This window comes from Allobosea sp. GW822-FHT03F07 (assembly GCF_058801345.1).
Genome location: NZ_JBXAND010000007.1, coordinates 1 through 17,984 on the forward strand (window position 1 = coordinate 1; position 17,984 = coordinate 17,984).

General features: G+C 65.6%; 14 protein-coding genes, 1 tRNA gene and 1 pseudogene. 11 read left to right on the plus strand and 5 right to left on the minus strand.

All coding sequences use genetic code 11. From position 1 onward, the window contains the following. Positions 1-290 precede the first annotated feature (290 nt). The 6 genes from AC1RMY_RS19170 to AC1RMY_RS19195 all read left to right on the plus strand — a co-directional run bounded on the left by AC1RMY_RS19170 (position 291) and on the right by AC1RMY_RS19195 (position 6,238). Positions 291-377 (plus strand) — tRNA-Leu (locus AC1RMY_RS19170). A gap of 260 nt (positions 378-637) precedes the next feature. Further along, complete coding sequence (locus tag AC1RMY_RS19175; protein WP_492867218.1) at positions 638-1,468, plus strand: AraC family transcriptional regulator; 831 nt, start codon at positions 638-640, stop codon at positions 1,466-1,468. A 132-nt stretch (positions 1,469-1,600) separates the two neighbouring features. Further along, the gene (locus AC1RMY_RS19180; protein WP_492867220.1) at positions 1,601-2,323 is read left to right on the plus strand and encodes an alanyl-tRNA editing protein; all 723 of its coding nucleotides are present in this window, start codon (positions 1,601-1,603) and stop codon (positions 2,321-2,323) included. After that, positions 2,323-3,237, plus strand: coding sequence for a DMT family transporter (locus AC1RMY_RS19185; RefSeq protein ID WP_492867221.1), 915 nt, complete (start codon positions 2,323-2,325; stop codon positions 3,235-3,237). The genes AC1RMY_RS19180 and AC1RMY_RS19185 overlap by 1 nt, the downstream gene beginning before the upstream one ends. Before the next feature lie 85 nt (positions 3,238-3,322). Then, positions 3,323-4,720: an MATE family efflux transporter gene (locus AC1RMY_RS19190; RefSeq protein WP_492867222.1), complete on the plus strand. Its 1,398-nt coding sequence runs from the start codon at positions 3,323-3,325 to the stop codon at positions 4,718-4,720. A gap of 96 nt (positions 4,721-4,816) precedes the next feature. Then, positions 4,817-6,238, plus strand: coding sequence for a M20 family metallopeptidase (locus tag AC1RMY_RS19195; RefSeq protein WP_492867224.1), 1,422 nt, complete (start codon positions 4,817-4,819; stop codon positions 6,236-6,238). A gap of 130 nt (positions 6,239-6,368) precedes the next feature. Here the strand turns inward: AC1RMY_RS19195 and AC1RMY_RS19200 are convergent, their stop codons facing one another. The 4 genes from AC1RMY_RS19200 to AC1RMY_RS19215 form a co-directional block, all read right to left on the minus strand. Further along, positions 6,369-7,712: an HlyD family type I secretion periplasmic adaptor subunit gene (locus AC1RMY_RS19200; protein WP_492867225.1), complete on the minus strand. Its 1,344-nt coding sequence runs from the start codon at positions 7,710-7,712 to the stop codon at positions 6,369-6,371. A gap of 112 nt (positions 7,713-7,824) precedes the next feature. Beyond that, positions 7,825-9,624: a type I secretion system permease/ATPase gene (locus AC1RMY_RS19205; RefSeq protein WP_492867540.1), complete on the minus strand. Its 1,800-nt coding sequence runs from the start codon at positions 9,622-9,624 to the stop codon at positions 7,825-7,827. Positions 9,625-9,872: 248 nt separating this feature from the next. Continuing rightward, the gene (locus tag AC1RMY_RS19210; RefSeq protein WP_492867226.1) at positions 9,873-11,873 is read right to left on the minus strand and encodes a hypothetical protein; all 2,001 of its coding nucleotides are present in this window, start codon (positions 11,871-11,873) and stop codon (positions 9,873-9,875) included. 137 nt (positions 11,874-12,010) lie between these two features. Further along, positions 12,011-12,892: a hypothetical protein gene (locus tag AC1RMY_RS19215; protein WP_492867228.1), complete on the minus strand. Its 882-nt coding sequence runs from the start codon at positions 12,890-12,892 to the stop codon at positions 12,011-12,013. Positions 12,893-13,440: 548 nt separating this feature from the next. On the opposite strand from AC1RMY_RS19215, the pseudogene AC1RMY_RS19220 reads away from it, so the two are divergent. Next, a pseudogene (locus AC1RMY_RS19220) lies at positions 13,441-13,584 on the plus strand (transposase); the annotation flags it as partial. Between the two features lie 520 nt (positions 13,585-14,104). Here the strand turns inward: AC1RMY_RS19220 and AC1RMY_RS19225 are convergent. After that, positions 14,105-14,647, minus strand: a complete 543-nt coding sequence (locus AC1RMY_RS19225) for a hypothetical protein (RefSeq protein ID WP_492867229.1) — start codon at positions 14,645-14,647, stop codon at positions 14,105-14,107. A gap of 55 nt (positions 14,648-14,702) precedes the next feature. Between AC1RMY_RS19225 and AC1RMY_RS19230 the strand changes: the two genes are divergently transcribed. The 4 genes from AC1RMY_RS19230 (at position 14,703) to AC1RMY_RS19245 (ending at position 17,939) form a co-directional block, all read left to right on the plus strand. Next, positions 14,703-15,281, plus strand: coding sequence for a hypothetical protein (locus tag AC1RMY_RS19230; protein WP_492867231.1), 579 nt, complete (start codon positions 14,703-14,705; stop codon positions 15,279-15,281). A 125-nt stretch (positions 15,282-15,406) separates the two neighbouring features. Next, positions 15,407-16,291: a LysR family transcriptional regulator gene (locus tag AC1RMY_RS19235; protein ID WP_492867232.1), complete on the plus strand. Its 885-nt coding sequence runs from the start codon at positions 15,407-15,409 to the stop codon at positions 16,289-16,291. Between the two features lie 157 nt (positions 16,292-16,448). After that, on the plus strand, positions 16,449-17,255 hold the full coding sequence (locus AC1RMY_RS19240) for a carbon-nitrogen hydrolase family protein (protein ID WP_492867234.1): 807 nt from the start codon (positions 16,449-16,451) through the stop codon (positions 17,253-17,255). Between the two features lie 15 nt (positions 17,256-17,270). Continuing rightward, the gene (locus tag AC1RMY_RS19245; protein WP_492867236.1) at positions 17,271-17,939 is read left to right on the plus strand and encodes an RraA family protein; all 669 of its coding nucleotides are present in this window, start codon (positions 17,271-17,273) and stop codon (positions 17,937-17,939) included. The last annotated feature ends 45 nt before the right edge of the window (positions 17,940-17,984 follow it).

Genomic DNA, 17,984 nt, shown 5'->3' on the forward strand with positions numbered 1-17,984 from the left:
GCATCCGCCGCATCCCTCTCCTCCCGCATCGGACAGCTCAACGACCTCGTCGCAGCCTTCAGGACAGGGCAGGAGGGGGTGGGAAGCGGCGGCACGAGCCATCACAGCGTCGACGCTCATCAGTATGGCAGCGTCCGCCGCGCTGCGTGAACACAAGCGAATTCCCCACCGCGGCACCGATAGCCGCGGCGGGCTCCTTCCGCTTCGCACAACGAAAATCAAACGATAGCCAACAAATCGCTCCGGGGGCGTTGACAGTACCGCGGCGCCTCCGTAAACGAACCGCCGTTGCCCAGGTGGCGGAATTGGTAGACGCACCAGCTTCAGGTGCTGGCGCTCGCAAGGGCGTGGAGGTTCGAGTCCTCTCCTGGGCACCACTCATCTACCAGAGTGGTGGTTTGTCAGCGCCTTAGCTGATATCAAGGGTCATGCACGACGGCCGGCGCCGCGAGCGCCGATCCCGCCTCAACTGGCCGCGATCGCGGCGAGCGGTATCGCCGTTCGCACGAGCTTCGCCATCGGATCCGCCCAGCCCCGCTTCTCACGCTGAACCGGATATCGAGAAGCATGCCGGCGGCGCTGCATCGCGGCCGACGCGCTCGCCTGCTATGATGAAGTCGTCAGGGAGACTTGCAGCTTGGCCCGGGTCGATACGCGCAACAGCTCACGCTACTGGAAGGACGCCCATGTCCCGGGGCTGAGCTGTCTCGCCGCCGATTTCACCAGCCATGACTATGCACCCCACAGCCACGACGCCCTCGTCGTCGCGGTGACGGAAGACGGCGGTTCTCAATTCAAGAGCCGCGGTTCGACGGAAGAGGCAAGTACCTCCGCGCTGCTGGTGTTCAATCCGGCCGAACCGCATTCCGGCCGCATGGGCTGGAGCCGGCGCTGGCGCTATCGCGGGCTCTATCTCGACCAGCCCGCCATCGATGCGGTGGGGGCTGCGCTGGGCATCTCGGCGACACCCTACTTCACCGCCAACGCCTTCCGGGACAGGGTGCTGGTGGCGTCCTTCCTGTCGCTGCATCGCGCCCTCGACGAAGGCCGCGACCCGTTCGAGGAACGTGAGCTTCTGGTGGGCAGCTTCGGCGTGCTTTTCGGGCGCCATGGCAGCGGCGGGGAGCGAATCCTGGCAGCACCACGCGACCGTGTCCTCGCGGGCAAGGTCCAGGCGCTGATGATCGACCGGCATGCGGAGGAGCTGACGCTCGACGGCATGGGCGCGACTGTGGGCCTGACGCCGTTCCAGCTCATCGGGCTGTTCAAGCGGGCGACTGGGCTGACACCGCATGCCTATCTGACGCAAATCCGCCTGAAGGCGGCGCTGCGGGACCTGAAGGCGGGCACGCCGATCGTCGAAGCGGCCCTGGCTGCCGGATTCTGCGACCAGAGCGCGTTGAACCGGCATTTCAAGCGCTGTTTCGGGATCACGCCGCTGCAATGGCTGCGCGCGACGCAGAGCTGACAGCCGGGCTCTCGGCTTTTTGCAATTCCAGCCAATAGCGGCCGGCACCACTCTGCCATTTCTTCCTGAGAACCGCGCCGGCCTCGGCTTCGCGGTGTTTCCCCCTGTTGCAAGCCTCAGGATGACTCCGGCATGAGCCGCTACTACTGCCTCGACAACCCCGACACGCTGACGCTTTCCACCGCGATAACCGCCTCCGCGCCGGGTCGGCTGCTGCTCGCAGAGAGCCCGTTCTACCCCGGCGGCGGGGGACAACTGCCTGATCGCGGTCTTCTGCGCTGGGCGGGTGGCGAGAACATGATCACCGGCTTCGAGCTGAGGGGCGGCGAAGTTTGGCACCTGCTGGCCGAAACGGTCCAACCGCCCACAGGGCCGGTCGAGGCCGTGGTCGATCCCACGTTCCGGCAGTTGATGCGCGAACTCCATACGAGCCTGCATATCGTCAACGCGCTGGTCTACCAGTCCTTCGACGGCGCGCTCGTTACCGGCGTCCAGATGAACGAGGACGGCACCGCGCGGATCGATTTCGATCTGCCCGAGGCCGACAACGACCGCCTGAAGGCGCTCGAGCCGGCGATCAATGACGCCATCCACCAGGACCTCCCCGTCCGCGAGACCTTCGTGACGCAAGCGCAGGCCAGTGCGGAGCCCGGCCTGATCCGGTCGCGCTCCGTCGCGCCGCCTGCGACGCCCGACGGGCAGGTACGGATCGTCGAGATCGTTGGGCTCGATCGCCAGGCCTGCGGCGGGACCCATCTCGCCTCGACCGGCGCATCGCGCCCGCTGAGGATCATGAAGATCGACAACAAGGGCCGTCACAACCGTCGCCTGCGCATCGGCCTCGAAGGCCTGTGATGCGGCCGCTTCTGACGGCGCTATGGGCGCGGCCAGCGCTGCTGCTCTGGCTGCCGCCGCTGTTCTGGGCCGGCAACCTCGTGCTCGGCCGCGCGCTCGGCCCGAGCTTTCCGCCGGTATCACTTGCCGTCGGGCGCTGGCTGGTGGCGCTGTCCGTGCTTGCGCCGTTCGTCGCGCGGCAAGCTCATGAGCAGCGTCGCCTGCTGCGGCAGCATGCCATGCTCGTCTTCGGCTGCGGCGCCTTCGGCATCGCCGGCTACAATGCGCTCGGCTACCTCGCCTTGCAGACCGTCCCTGCCGCGAGCGTCGCCTTCCTGAACTCGACCCTGCCGTTGATGGTGCCGCTCGCCGCGTTCGCGCTCGGCGTCGAGCGGGTCGCGCCGCGGACGCTGTGCGGCATCGCGCTCTCCTTCGTCGGCGTCGCCTGGATCGTGTCGCGTGGCGATGTCGGCCATCTCGGGCAGCTTTCGCTCGGCGGCGGCGAGCTTCTCGTTCTCGTCGCCGTCGCCAACTACGCACTCTACTCGGTACTGCTTCGGCGCAAGCCCGCCGCACTCGACCCGCTCGTCTTCCTGGCGGCGACGATGGCGGCCGGCCTGATCGTGCTGACGCCGTTCTGGCTCGCGGAGCTAGCCCATGGCGCGACGATCCCGCACGACGCAGGCTCGCTCGCGGCCGTCGCCTATATCGGGCTCTTCGCCTCGCTGCTCGCCTTCGTGCTCTGGAACCGCTGCGTCGCCACCCTCGGCGCAACCGTCACGGGCGCCTCCTTCCATCTCGTGGCTCTGTTTACGGCCACGCTCGCCTTCCTCGTGCTCGGCGAGCCGGTCCGGCCGTTCCACCTCGTCGGCATCGCGCTGATCCTGACGGGCTTCGCGCTCGCGACCATAAGGCGAAACGCACCGCGCCCCTGAGCCGCCGACGGGAGCGCCGCGCGCATGTCTGTCCGGCACGACGATGACTGTTTTTTGTGCGCCGCGAGGGCTAGAACGCGGCACGATGTCCGATATCGCGCTTCAGACCCGAGCGGCGAGCCCCTGGTTCGTCGAGGCCAAGGCCATGCTCTCGCTGAGCTGGCCGATGGTGCTGACCAACATCGCCCAGACGGCGATGACGGCGACCGACGTGGTGATGATGGGGCATCTCAGCCCCGAGGCTCTGGCTGCCGGTGCACTCGGCGCCAATCTCTACATGGCCGTGCTCATCTTCGGCATCGGCGTGATGGCGGCGGTTTCGCCGATGATCTCGATCGAACTCGGGCGCAACCGGCACGCCGTGCGCGAGGTCCGCCGCACCGTACGGCAGGGGTTCTGGGCGGCAGCGGTCATCGTCGGGCCGATGTGGCTGTTCCTGTGGCAGGCGGAGGCGATCCTGGTCGCCATGGGTCAGGATCCGGCGCTGTCGCGCGCGGCGGCCTCCTACATGCACACGCTGCAATGGGGGCTGCTGCCGTTCTTCTGCTATCTCGTGCTGCGCGGCTTCGTCGCGGCGCTCCAGCGTCCCTTCGCGGCTTCGGTCGTCGTCGTGGTCGCGGTCGCCTTCAATGCGCTGGCAAATTGGTGCCTGATGTTCGGCGCGATGGGCTTTCCGGCGCTGGGCCTGCCCGGCTCGGGGCTGGCGACGGCGCTGTCCTCGCTCTTCATGTTCCTGGGCATGGCCGTGGTGGTGACACGTGACCGGCGGTTCCGGCGCTTTCGCCTGTTCGGACGGTTCTGGGTGGCGGACTGGCCGCGCTTCCGCGCCTTCTGGCGGCTCGGGCTGCCGATCGGCACGACGCTGGCCTTCGAGGTGGTGATCTTCAATGGCGCAGCCCTCCTGATGGGGCTGCTCGGCCCGACATCGCTGGCCGCCCACGCGATCGCGATCCAGATCGCTTCGCTGACCTTCATGGTTCCGATGGGCATCGGCCAGGCTGCGACGGTGCGGGTCGGGCGGGCCTTCGGCGCCGGAGACAAGGACGGCATCACGCGGGCCGGGGGCGTCGCGATCATGCTGGGCTTAACCTTCATGGCGCTGACGGCGCTGGTGATGCTGTTTGCGCCACAGATCCTGGTCGGCCCCTTCCTCGACCTCACCAAGCCGGGCGCGCCCGAGGTCGCGGCGCTCGCCATGTCCTTCCTGCTCTATGCCGCGATCTTCCAGATCGCCGACGGAGCGCAGGTCGTCGGCTCCAGCATCCTGCGCGGGCTCGGCGATACGCGCGTCCCGATGATCTTCGCCGGTCTCGGCTACTGGGGGATCGGCCTGCCGCTCGCGGCCGCGCTCGGCTTCTGGACACCGCTCGCCGGCATCGGCATCTGGATCGGGCTCGCGGTCGCCCTGACGATCGTCGCCATGTTGATGCTCGGGCGTTGGCGGGTCCGCGACAGGCTGGGGCTGATTGGCGCGGCCCGCTGACAAAGGCTCGATCGACGGCAATCCGCCTTGCGCGCGCCATGGCGCCATGCAAGGGGACGCCGCCTGAAACAGAAGCGCCGCTTCCCGGAGAGCACCATGTCCAACAGCAAGTACGTCTGGTCTCGCATCGACGAGAAGGCGCCTGCCTATTTCGCGCTGTCGGACCGGATCTGGGGCATGCCGGAGCTGAACTATGAGGAGGTCCGCTCCGCCGCCGAGCACCGCGCCATGCTTGAAGCCGAGGGCTTTCGCGTCACCATGGGCGCCGCCGGCCTGCCCACGGCCGTGATCGGCGAGGCCGGCGAGGATGGCCCCATCATCGCGATCATGGGCGAATACGACGCCCTGCCCGGCCTCAGCCAGGCCGAAGGCGTCGCCAAGCCCCAGCCGCTGGAATCGAGCGACAACGGCCATGGCTGCGGCCACAACATGCTGGGCTCGGCTTCGCTGCTCGCAGCCGCCGCCGTCAAGGACTGGCTCGCCGCCCAGGGGCTCAAGGGTCGCGTGCGCTACTACGGCTGCCCGGCGGAGGAAGGCGGCTCGTCGAAGGGCTTCATGGTCCGCGCCGGGCTGTTCGACGATGTCGACGTCGCGCTGTGCTGGCACCCTGCTTCCTTCAACGGCGTCAACCGTGCCTTCTCACTCGCCTGCGTCGAGGTCGAGTTCACCTTCACGGGCCGCGCCTCGCATGCCGCCGCCGCACCGCATCTCGGACGCAGCGCGCTCGACGCCGTCGAGCTGATGAATATCGGCGTCAATTACATGCGCGAGCACATGCCTTCGACGGCCCGCGTGCACTACGCGATCATCGATGCCGGCGGCATCGCGCCCAATGTCGTGCAGGCCAAGGCGACGGTACGGCACCTGATCCGCGCCCGCAATCTGGCCGAGATGTGGGAACTCGTCGGGCGCGTGAAGAAGATTGCGGAAGGCGCCGCCCTGATGAGCGAGACGCAGGTCGTCGCCCGGCAGCTCAGCGGCGATGCGAACCTCGTCGGCAACCTGCCGCTCGAACAGGCGATGCAGGCCAATCTGGAGGCGCTCGGCGGGCCCGGCTTCGACGCGGCCGACCACGCTTTCGCCGCCAAGTTCCAGGCGACGCTCAGCCAGGAGGACATCGCCTCCTCCTACGCTCGCTTCGACCTCGAGCCCAAGCCCGGCGAGGCGCTCAGCGACATCATCTACCCGCTCGGCGCCGGCAACGACAATTCGGTCGGCTCGACCGATGTCGGCACGGTCAGCTGGGTGGTTCCCACCGTGCAGTGCCGCACTGCCTGCTATGCCGTCGGCACGCCCGGCCACTCCTGGCAGCTCGTCGCGCAGGGCCGCGCGCCGGCGGCCCATAAGGGGCTGGCGCTCGCGGCGAAGGCCATGGCCGGCGTCGCCGCCGACGTCATCGAGAACCCGGCCCTGCTCCAGGCCGCGCGGGCCGAATTCGAGGCGTTCCGGGCGAAGAACCCCTTCGTCAACCCGATCACGGACGACATCGAACCACCGCTCGACATGGCCGCTCACTAGCCACCGTGACATCCCGGGCTTGCCCCGGGATCCATCGGAGGGCCCCGGAGCTCTAGGATGGATTCCGGAACTGCACCGCTTCGCGGCTTGTCGGGGATGACGGAAAGGTTCGGTGCAGAATCAGCCGCCCCTAACTCTCGCGGAAGGCGCGGGCCATGCTGTCCCTGAGAGGTTGCATCAGATACTCGAAGAAGGTCCGTTCCGTCGTACGGATATAGACCTCGGCCGGCATGCCGGGTGTCGGCTCGAAGCCACGGATCTTGTCAACGCTGGCGCCGTCCAGCCTGACGCGGACGACATAGATGTCGGGCGCGGCCGGCAACGAGCGGGTCTTGTCGTCGGGCAGGGCATCGGCGGAGATATAGATCACCTGCCCGTCGACCATCGGCGTCGTGCGCTGGTTGAGCGCGGTCAGCCTGACCATCGCCGTCTGGCTGTGCTTGATCTTGTCGATGTCCTGCGGGCGCACCCGCGCCTCGATGACAACTTCGTCCTGCAGCGAGACGATCTCCATGATGGCCTTGCCGGGCTCGATGACGCCGCCCGTCGTGTGGTAGCGCATCTTCACAACCGTTCCCTTGACCGGGGCGGTGATGCGCATGCGGTCGAGCTGGTTGCGGATGCTGCGGCCACGCTCGCGCACATCGTTCAGCTCGGCGCCGATCTCCTGGAGTTGCTCGGAGGCCGTCTTGGCCGCCAGCTTGCGGACGCCCTCGATCTGTTCGAGCGAACGCGCGATCCGCTCGCGGGAATCGCCGATGTCGCCGGTGATGCGCCCGACCTCGCCCTGGAGATTGGCAGAGGCGCGTTGCAGCGCCAGAACCTCGGGCTTGCGGATGTAACCGCGCGCGAGCAGCGCCGTCTTGGCCTCGAGCTCCTCCTTCAGCAGCTTGGACTGCTCATGGATCGCGGCGAGTTGCGTGCGACTGCCCGCGATCCGTTCCTCGAGCCCGTCGATGCTCTTCTGATAGGTGATGATGTCGCTGGTAATGCTCGCCTGCCGGGCCGCGAAGGTGGAACGCTGGCTCGACAGCAGCGTCGCGATGTCGGGATCACCCTCGGCCGCCAGAAGATGCATCGGGAACTCCAGACGCGGCTTGCTGGCAGCCTCGGCCCGCAGCCTCGTCTCGATCGCCTCGGCGCGCATCTGCCGCAGCAGGAGCCGGCGCAGTTCAGCGCGGGGCGCCACGTCGTCGAGCGTCATCAGGAGCTGCCCGCTCTCCACGACATCGCCCTCGCGCACCATGATCTTGTTGATCACGCCGCCTTCCAGATGCTGGATCGTCTTGTTCTGCCCGGTCGTCACGAAGACGCCCGTCGCGATGACCGCACCGGAAATCGGCGCGGTGTTGCCCCAGACGCCGAAGCCCATCACCGTCGCCACCACGACGACCGAGCCGAAGAGCTTGGCCTTGGCCGTGCTGCGAGGGATGCCCTCGTACCAGGGCTGGATCTTGGCGATTGAACTGGACATCGCAGGCGCCTCCGGCAGCTGGAGCATCGACCCGAAAAGTGGATTGCGGCATTTCGGAAGACGTCGATGCAAACTCGAAAATCTACGGCATCGCACCGACGCCGCAGGGCCTTCATGCGGGCTGGACACCGCCGTCGATGCTGCGCTGCCCCGTGATCAGCGGCAGGATCTCGTCGCGCAGGCCCATGACCTGCACGGCGCCGTCCTTGATCATCATGATCTTATCGACGCTGCGCAGCAGGGTCGGGCGTTGGGTCACGGCGACCACAGTCATGCCGCGCTCCTTCGCCCGCTGCAGGGCGACGGCCAGCGCCCTCTCACCGAGCACGTCGAGGTTGGAGTTCGGCTCGTCGAGCACGACCAGCTTCGGATTGCCGAAGAAGGCGCGCGCGAGCCCGATGCGCTGCTTCTGCCCGCCGGACAGGGGGCTGCCATCCATGCCGATCTGCGTCTCGTAGCCTTGCGAGAACTGCGAGATCATCTCGTGGATATCGGCGATCTCGGCCGCCTCGAAGACCTCGGCGTCGGAGGCGTCCTCGCGCATGCGTGCGATGTTGGCCTTGATCGAGGCCGGGAAGAGCTGCATGTCCTGCGGCAGATAGCCGACGTTCTCGCCGAACTGACGCGGATCCCAGTTGCGCAGATCCATCAGATCGAGCCTGACGTTCCCCGCCGTCGGATTGATCGAACCGACGAGCATGCGCGCGAGCGTCGACTTGCCGCAGCCCGAGGCGCCCACGATCGCCAGCGAGTCGCCCGGTTCCAGGGTGAAGCTGATGCCGTTGAGGATGACCTTCTTGTTGGGCGGCGGCACGTAGAGGATGCGCTCGACATCGAGCCGGCCGCTCGGGCGCGGCAGGCGCAACCGGTCGAGATTGAGCGGCGAGCTCTGCAGCAGGGCCTGCACGCGGGAATAGGCCGCGCGGGCATGGATGAAGCTGCGCCAACCCTCGATCGTGCCCTCCAGAGGTGCCAGCGCCCGTCCGGCAACGACCGACGACGCGATAACCATGCCGCCGGTGAGCTGCCCGGACAGCGACAGCCAGGCGCCCCAGCCCAACATGGCGATCTGCGTTCCCAGCCGGAAGAACTTCGACAGGCCGGTCATCATGATATTGCGGTCCTGGGCGCTGACCTGCGCCTTCAGCGACTCGGCCGTCTCGCGCCCCCAGATCATGACGCCTTCAGGGATCATGCCCATGGCGTTGATCACCTGCGCGTTGCGCGACATCGCCTCCGACTGGAGGTTGGCGCGCGTCGAATAGGCGCTTGCGCGGGCGAAGGGCACCGCCGTGACCTGCTGGTTGAGATAGGCGATCAGCACCAGGACGAGTGCTGCAACCGTGACGATGTAGCCGAGATCCGGATGGATCAGGAACACGGCGAGGAGGTAGATCGGCGCAGTCGGCGCATCGAGCATGGTCAGGATGACCGGCCCGGTCAGGAAGCTGCGAATCTGCTGGAGATCGGCAAGCACCTGGAACTCACGGCCGGAGCCCGCCTGGGCCGCCTTGGCGGCGGCGGCCAGCACCGGCGCGCCGAGCCTGCTTTCGACATCGACGGCGATACGCATGAGGATGAAGCGCCGCATCATGTCGAGCAGGACATGGGCGAGGATCGCGACCATCACGATGATCGAGAGCATGACCAGCGTGTCGAGGCTGCGGCTGGTCAGCACGCGGTCGGACATCTGGAAGAGATAGATCGGCACCGCCAGCACGAGCGTGTTCACGACGATCGAGAACACCGCGACGACGACGAGGTTGTGGCGCGCGTCCGACAGCCCCTTTCCGAGGACCTGCTTGAACTCACGATCACCGAGGCGCTGCTCGATCGGCGACCCGCCGCCACTGCCGCCGCCACCGCCGCCGTTGCCGCCGTTGCGGGGCGGCGCCGCGCCGCCGGCCTGCATGGACGGTATCTTTGGCCGAACGGTGCCGGACGCCTGCCGCGGCGCAGCGGCGGGTGTGGGGGCGACCGGCGACTCCGCATGCAGCGGCCTCACGGCCTCGACCGGCTCATTGGTGTTGGCGCTCGGCAAGCGCGCCACGCCCTGCAACCCCGGCGCACGCGGCATGGCAATGCCCGAGCGAACAGGTGGTGGCTCCTCCGTCACCGGCGGTTTGGGATTGTCCTGTGTCATGACCGCGCCGGCGCCCCTCAGCTCAGCATCTGTGACATGATGTGGTCACTCGCGCCGGAGGTTTCGGCTGGACGAGTGTCCGGCTGGCAGTTCGGCTCGAGATCCTGCTCGCCGGCGAAAGCGACGAGTTCCGGCACGAGCGTGGTCGTGTCGTGAACGACGACAGTGTCTTTCTCGGTGATGATGTTCGTCTGGATCAGGATGCTCTCCTCATAGACGTCGCCGCCGACATATTTCGACGTGGAGAGCGTACCGGGGTCGATGATGCGTGCGTCGTTCACGGCCGAATTGCCGCCACCCGAAACACCCTGGATGCTGTTGTCGGTAGCGCTCGCCTGAATGCTCTGGTCGACATCCGAGAGGACGTTCATCTGGGTGATCATGTTGACGTCGTAATAGTCGCCGTCGACATAGAGGATATTCAGCGTGCCTGTGATGCTGCCTGTCAGGTTCCAGGCGGCATCGGGCCTCAGCGCGGTGACCTGCTGGTCGAGCCCCTCGAGCAGCGACCGCTGCGCATCGTTCAGCGCCTGGAAGTCGGCGCTGTCATAGGTCGTGACGCTCGCCTCGTTGAGGAGATGGTTGAACCCGGTCGAAACCTCGGCCCCCTTGCCGTCCTCGGCATCACCGGAAAGCAGCTTCGCGACGTCGCTGTCCAGCACGATATTGTACTGGAATATCCAATCGACGCGGTGGTAGTCGCCACGGATGATGATGATGTCGTATTCGTCGAACCCGTAGACCTGCGCGAGATTGCTTTGGCCGTTGGCGCCGGCCTTTGCATCGAACAGGGTATTTTCCGTCGTCTGCACAGTCCGATCGTTGTCATCGAGTCCGTTGAACTGGACGACCGTCTTGACGTCGTAGAAGTCGCCCCTGAAGACGTCGACATGCCATTTGGGCGTCCCGGCCGCGCCGCGATGGCCTATGGTGATGTCATAGGTCACGAACTCGGCGACGTTATGCAGTTGGTTGCCGTCCGTCCTGATGTCGGGCTCCGTCCCATCCGGACGCGCGATGTCGACATGGTCGGAATCAGTGAGAATATTCACCTGGACGATGCCGCGGCTGAAGAAGTAGTCGCCGCCGACGATCAGTGAGCCGCTCGCTTCATTGGCATCGACGATGACGGCGGCGTTGACCTGCGTGTTCCGTCCTGTCTCGACCAGCGTCCCAACGCCCTGCGTGGGGGCCGGCGTGTCGATGCGGCTCTCGGCCGTGATCGCCGGCTGAGCTGCAGGAATGTACCAGGGGACGGTGTCATAGGGATCAATCACCGGCAGTGGATCTTCCGTCGCCACGCCATCGACGATGCGACCGGAAGGCGGCTGCGATGTCGCTTCGGCCTCCAGCGACTGGCCCTCGGCGCGCCAGCCGGCATCCCGGTCATGCACGAACCCGATGATCGAGGCCGAGTCACCGGTCCCGAAGCGCGGCAGGGAATCGGGGGTTTCGGCGAGGGCCCGCGCGACCATGCTCGCCATGGCTTGCGAGGTGTCGATTGCCTCGGGAACGACGATCGTTCCGTCCTGTGCCTGCTCGCCCTGGAGCACGAGCGTGTCGGACGTGAGCGTATCGCGATCCTCCATCTGGTTGACCTGTTTGATGGCGATCAGGGTCTCATAGCCGCCATCGGCATAGTCGACGGTGATGTTCTGCTGGAGGTGCAACACGATGGAGCGATGCGACAGCTCGGGCTCGGGAACGAGAGCCGTCCTGGCGGAGGCCACATGGGCCGGCGCCGCGGAGGCCTGAGGCATCGCCGTTGCCGGCATCGTCGCGCGCGAAAGATGATGCGACGGGTCGGTGAACGACGGCTCGGGCAAAAGGAGGGGGCGCGACGCCCATTCATCGAATTCGGGTCGTAAGCCGGTCTCCCGGAAAGATGCGTAGAAATCGTCCGGGCGGCGGGGGTCAAGGCCGCCATCATAGATCTCGGTCGAACGAGCGAGGGCATCTGCGATGTGAAGATAGCCTGCGAAATGCCAGATGGTTTCGGTGAAGCCAACGGCGGTCATGGCACGATCCTGCCTTCTACGACGGTCGCGTTGGGCCGTTCAGGAACTGAAGATGGTGTGAGGGCGGAAGGCCGCGCGGAAGGCCAAGCCTTCCGCGCGGTTCGATCCGGCCGTCCGGTCCGCGGACCGGAGTATCTTCAGACGCCGTCGTTGATATCGCCGCCAACCGCCTGCAGATCGATGGAGTTGAACTGGATGTTCGCGCCCATCGCGATGTGCTGGGTGAAGGCCTCCTGTGTGATCGAAGCCGCAGCGCTGGCCGCACCGATGCCGGTGAAGGTGCCGTCATCGCCAGTGATGGTGCCGACATTCGAGGTGGCGGTGCCGCCCCAGGCCGTAGCCGTCATCGAGAAGTCGCCGGCGGAACTGGCCTCGTCACAGCGACTCCAGCAGTCCGGATCGAGTCCAGCCGAATACGACACGGAGGCCCCGTTCAGCGTGTCGTTGTCCGTCAGGTTGCTGACCTGATCGATATTGAAGTTCGAGCCCGTGGTGGTCAGCTGGCTGACGGCATCGGGCATCACGATCGACTGGGTGATGTCGTCGATCTTCTCGATGTCGATCACGTCGTCGTCGTCCGGCAGGCCGCAGGCGCTCAGGTCGAGACCGAGATTGACCTCGACGTTCACGATCGAGTCGACGGTGTTGGTGACGTGGTTGTCGATCGTGTTGGTGTTCGTATTCGTGTTGGTGTTGTCGTTGGTGTTTTCGTTGCCGTTGCCGTTCAGATTGAGATTGCCGTTCAGGTTCCCGTTGCCATTCAGGTTGCCGTTGGCGTTCCCGTTGAGCGAGCTGTTCCAGACGCTCGTGTCAACGGCCTGACCGGCATACTGATACTGCCCCTGGCCTTGCCCCTGCCCCTGACCCTGGCCTTGTCCCTGACCCTGGCCCTGACCTTGTCCCTGGAGCTGCGCCTGCAGTTCCGCCTGCGCCTGAGCCTGAGCCTCGGCCTGGCCCTGAGTCTGGTCCTGATCCTGGCTCGGATCATAGGGCTTATAGTGCTTGTACGACTGACTCATGATACTCAACCTATCGACTGAGGGAGCATCGGAGAGCTGGCGCAATCGCATCTCTTCTGTGCTGCGACTGCCTTGGCGTCCGATCTCGCAATGGATATTCGTGAATTCAGGCGCGCCCTACCGCAATGTCCGCAAGCAAAAATGCGCCTCACCCCGCCGTGGCGGCGGCAATTACAATCCATCCTAAGTCATTGGGCGAACCTCCCCGCTAGCGCCATGAGAGACGGCACGAGACTTCGCTATAGAAGTCAATTCGGGACAGAAATGAAAAAGTATAGATTTAGAATAGAACGATAAAATATTAACTATAAACTATCTTCACTCACAATATATGCTTATTCCGCGAGTCAATAAGACGACGCGCAGTTATTTTCATTGACAGGGTTGGACCGAAAATTTCGATTTTCCCGTCTTATTGAAACGATAATTTAATTATGCTACCCATCCGTCAACTTTAATAAGTGCTACCCAGTATGCGTTGGCCATAGCCTTTTTCTTACCCAACGCGGGTCGGCAGCCGGGAGGGCGCGCAAATGCCGGGCTCGAGCATGTTCCGCAACGAGACTGCGGCCTATCTCTTCGTGGAGAGGCTCGCCTGGGAAGGCCGCCCGCGGTGTTCCCATTGTGGGGAACGGGCACGGCTCGGACGGCTTCAGGGCAGCAGCACCGCGATTGGCACCTGGAAATGCTATCGATGCAGGAAGCCGTTCTCCGTCCGGATCGGGACAGCCTTCCACCACAGCCATGTGCCACTGCATGTCTGGCTTCAGGCAACGTATCTGCTCGCGGACACAGACGGCGCGACCAGCGTGCTCGCGCTCGTTCAAACACTCGCGGTGTCGCAGCGCACGGCTTGGCACCTGAAGCAGAAGATCGTCGCGGCGCTGGCCGCGGTCCCCCCGGATCCGATCCCGCTCGACGAGGGGCTCGACGGCGACGGCATCGAAGCGGACGAAAGCGAGCGGGCAGGCGCCTCATTTGCGAACGCCAGTCGCTATGAGCGCTTCCTGTCCGTGGTCGGGCCGCGCAGGCGCCCGGAAACGTGGCAGCGTTTTCTGTCGGGACTGTATGGCCTGCTCGGGCGCCGGCCGCCTGCCTGCGACGGAGATCCGAACGCAGATCGAGACGAGGAATTCCAACTCGAGCTTGCGCTCGATGCCTACGAAGTCGGCCCGATTTCGCACAGGCCCGATGCGTGGTTGGGCGAAGCTGTCAACGACGTGCGCCAGCAAGCGGCTGCGTCACATGCTGATCCCACAAAGCCTGAAGATAGCGGCGCTGTTGATCTTCAGCAACCGCGTCGAATTCCGCAACGTCAGCTGGCTGCACGAAGCTCGGATCCCAGATTTGCGCCTCACTAGGAGCGGAGGCAACGTCGATGGCCTCCAGTGCATGGAAGAAGCCCAGGCCGGCCGCCGCTCCGTCGAGGAAGTCGGCATCGTCGCTGCTCGACAGCAGGCAGAGTTCCGCGCCGATCAGTTCGCCTCCCGCCCCGGTGATGGCGTTGAGCACCGATGCCTGCACGGAAGCGAGCGCATGGTCGGGCAGATGCGCCGCCCGGCGCTCGGCCATCAGCGTCACGACCGTCGACAGGAAGCCGAGCACCCGCGGATGCAGCCACTCGCCGGGAGGAACCGCAGGGGAAGGCAGGGGGGCGCCGAGTTGCACGGAAATGGCGAGGTCCTCGCGCTGGAAGGGCGCAAGCGCTGCCGCAATCGAGCGGCTCACCGATCTGGCTCTGACGAGACCGAACATGATCTGGCCCGTGGCGAGAGAGTGTCGGCTAACATCATAGAGGAAGGCGTTGGCGATGAAACGATCATCCTTGCCGCTCGCGCCGGATTTTGTCGCATTGGAGGCGGCTGCCCAGGCCGGAAATGAGGAGCGCCAGAAATTCCTGGCGCTGGTCGGGGATCTCAACTTCTCATGGTCGAACAACGAGAGCCTGTTCATCTATGTGCTGATGCTTCTCGCCGGCACCGATGAGGTCAAGGCGGCGATCATCCATGCGACGCTGAACACGACGCGGGCGCGGCTGGACCTCGTCCAGCGCCTGTCCAAGGTCGTCCTTCGCGACGGCATCGTTCGCCGGGAACTCGACGACATCGTCAATGCGTTCTCCAACAGTACGAGGCTGCGCAACGACCTCACCCATGCGACCTTCGTGCCGGCCGCGGATGGGGGGGTTTCGCATACCCAGAGCATGAAGCTGCAGGAAGGCGGCCGGAAACTGCGCTTCGGCGCGACACGCTCGCTCGACGAGGAGAGGCTCGCGGAAATCCGCGACGCGGTCCAAGAGCTAAAGACGCTCAACCGACGCATCTGGGCGTTCCTCCCGGTCCTGGAGCAGGCGATCTCCAATCCTCCCGCGCCTGCGCTGGCGAGCTGAACCCGCAGGCGCTCCGCGTTCCCGCCCCGGCGCGCCATCATGGCCACGCGCACTTCACGGCCACGCCCAAACGGCGCTAAGTCAGGCACTCTCGCGCTTGGTGCGCGTAGCTGAAGTGGCATGGCGTGAACCTCAAATTTCTCGAAACCTTCGTCTGGGTCGCCAGGCTGCGGAATTTCTCGGTCGCGGCCGACAAGCTCTGCACCACGCAGGCCGCGGTCTCGAACCGCATCGCGACGCTGGAGCGCGAGCTCGGCGTGCGTCTGTTCGAGCGTGACCTGCGCAATGTCGGGCTGACGCCGCATGGCCAGCGCGCGCTACCCCAGGCAGAGGCGATCATGCGCATGGTGGCCGAGCTCGAGCGCTCGATCGCCGATGCCGGCCAGGTTCGAGGGACGGTGCTCATCGGCACGGTCGATTCAGTCGTCTATGCCTGGCTGCCGCGCCTGATCGAGCGGGTGAAGGAGACCTATCCGAACGTCGCGATCGATCTCAACGTCGACACCAGCCTGAACCTCGCCCGCCAGATCCAGGACGGGCAGATCGATCTCGGGCTGATCATGGGGCCGGTGGTCGCGCCCCATATCCGCAACATCGAGCTCTGCGTCTTCGACTGCCTCTGGATCGGCTCGCCGAAGCTCGCACTCAAATCCGGACGGCTCGCCATCGCCGATCTCGCGGCTTATCCGATCTTCGCCTACTCGAAAGGCTCGCAGCCGCATCATTCGGTGCTGCGCGCGATCGAGTCGTCCGGTATCGATCCCGAGACGGTGAGGGTGTTCAACTCGAACTCGCTCGCCACCATCACCCGGCTGATCCGGGACGGCGTCGGCGTCGCCGTGCTGCCGCGCGCGGTGGTGCAGGAGTTCCTCGATACGGGCGAGCTGCATGTGCTCGATGTCGAGGCAAAGCTGCCGCCGCTGCATTTCCACGCCGTCTTCAACGACAATCCGGGCAACACCCTGCCGGCCCTGATCGCCGATATGGCGGCGGAAATCGCGGCGTCCTGAGCCGGCTGCCAAGACCATGACGCTCTGCCTCGCCAACAGGCAGGCCGTGGTCACGGCGCTGTCATAAGCAATTCTTGTCGGCGCGAACAAGAATTTCGCGTTTGCCGGCCCGTCGCGCCTTTGCTCTCCTGCCGCACCGACAGCGGGGAGAACGCCGATGAAGGTCTCACTCATCCAGATGAACTCGCAGGACGACAAGTCCGCGAACCTGAAGACGGCGCGGACCATGGTCGAGAAGGTCGTCGCCGAGGACCGGCCCGACCTCATCGTCCTGCCCGAGTACTACGCCTTCCTCGATGGCAGCGCGGCGGCGATGCGCGGGAGCGCCGAGACCTTCCCCAACGGCGAGAGCTACCGCCTGATGTCGGGGCTGGCGGAGAAGCACGGCGTCACCATCCATGCCGGCAGCGTCGCCGAGCGCGACGGCGACGACTACTTCAACGCGACGATCGTCTTCGGTCCCGACGGCAAACAGATCGCGCATTACCGCAAGATCCATCTCTTCGACGTCGATGCTCCCGGCGGCGTCAGCTACCGCGAGTCCAACATGGTGTCGCGCGGGCGGGAGGTCGTCACCTACAAGGTCGGCGAGACCACGGTCGGCTGTGCGATCTGCTACGACATCCGCTTCCCGGAACTGTTCAGAAAACTGCGCGACGCCGGCGCTGACGTCATCGTCCTGCCCGCCGCCTTCACGCTGATGACGGGCAAGGACCATTGGGAATTGCTCGCAAGGGCGCGAGCCTGCGAGACGCAGACCTGGTTCCTCGCCACTGGCCAGACCGGCACGCACGCCCAGGGCAAGAACGCCTGCTACGGCCATTCGATGGTGATCAACCCCTGGGGCCACATCACCGCCCAGGCCTCGGACGGCGTCGGCACGACCAGCGGCCGGCTCGATTTCGACTACACGACGAAGGTCCGCGCGGCGGTGCCGGTCGCCAACCACCACGTCATCGCCTGAGCGGAAAGCACGTCCATGTTCATCGTCAATCCCATGCCGGCCCAGATCCCGGGCGATCTCGTCTCCCTGCTGCAGCAATGCGAGGTGGCGACCATCGGCCATGTCCTGCATTCGGGCTTCGTCGATCGCGAGATCCGGGCCGTGCTGCCGACCAAGCGCATCGCCGGCACGGCCGTCACCATCCGCATTCCCCACGCGGATTCGACCGCGCTGCACTACCTGACGAAGATGGTGCGCCCGGGCGACATCGTCGTGATCGACCGTTGCGGTGACAGCAAGCATGCCTGCTGGGGCGGCGTCGTCACCCATGCGATGAAGAATGCCGGCGTCGCGGCCGGCGTGATCGACGGCCCGGCTACGGACTTCTCCGAGATCGTCAAGACCGACATGCCGATGTGGTGCCGCGGTCCCTCGCCGATCACGACCAAGATCCTTGGCACGGAAGGTGCGATCAACGTCCCCGTCAGCGTCGGCGGCCAGACGATCGAGCCCGGCGACGCGGTGCTCTGCGACGAGAGCGGCGTCGTGGTGCTGAAGGCGGCGACGGCGGAGACCTATGCGCGCAAGGCGATCGAGATGCAGCAGAACGAGCTCGTGCTGCTGGAACGTCTGCGCAAGGGCGAGAAGCTGCCCGACATCTCCGGCGCGACCGCACTCGTGGAAGGCAAGCTCGCCAAATCCTAATTGACGGAATCAATCGACCAGGCCTGACGACGGGCGGAGCACCGC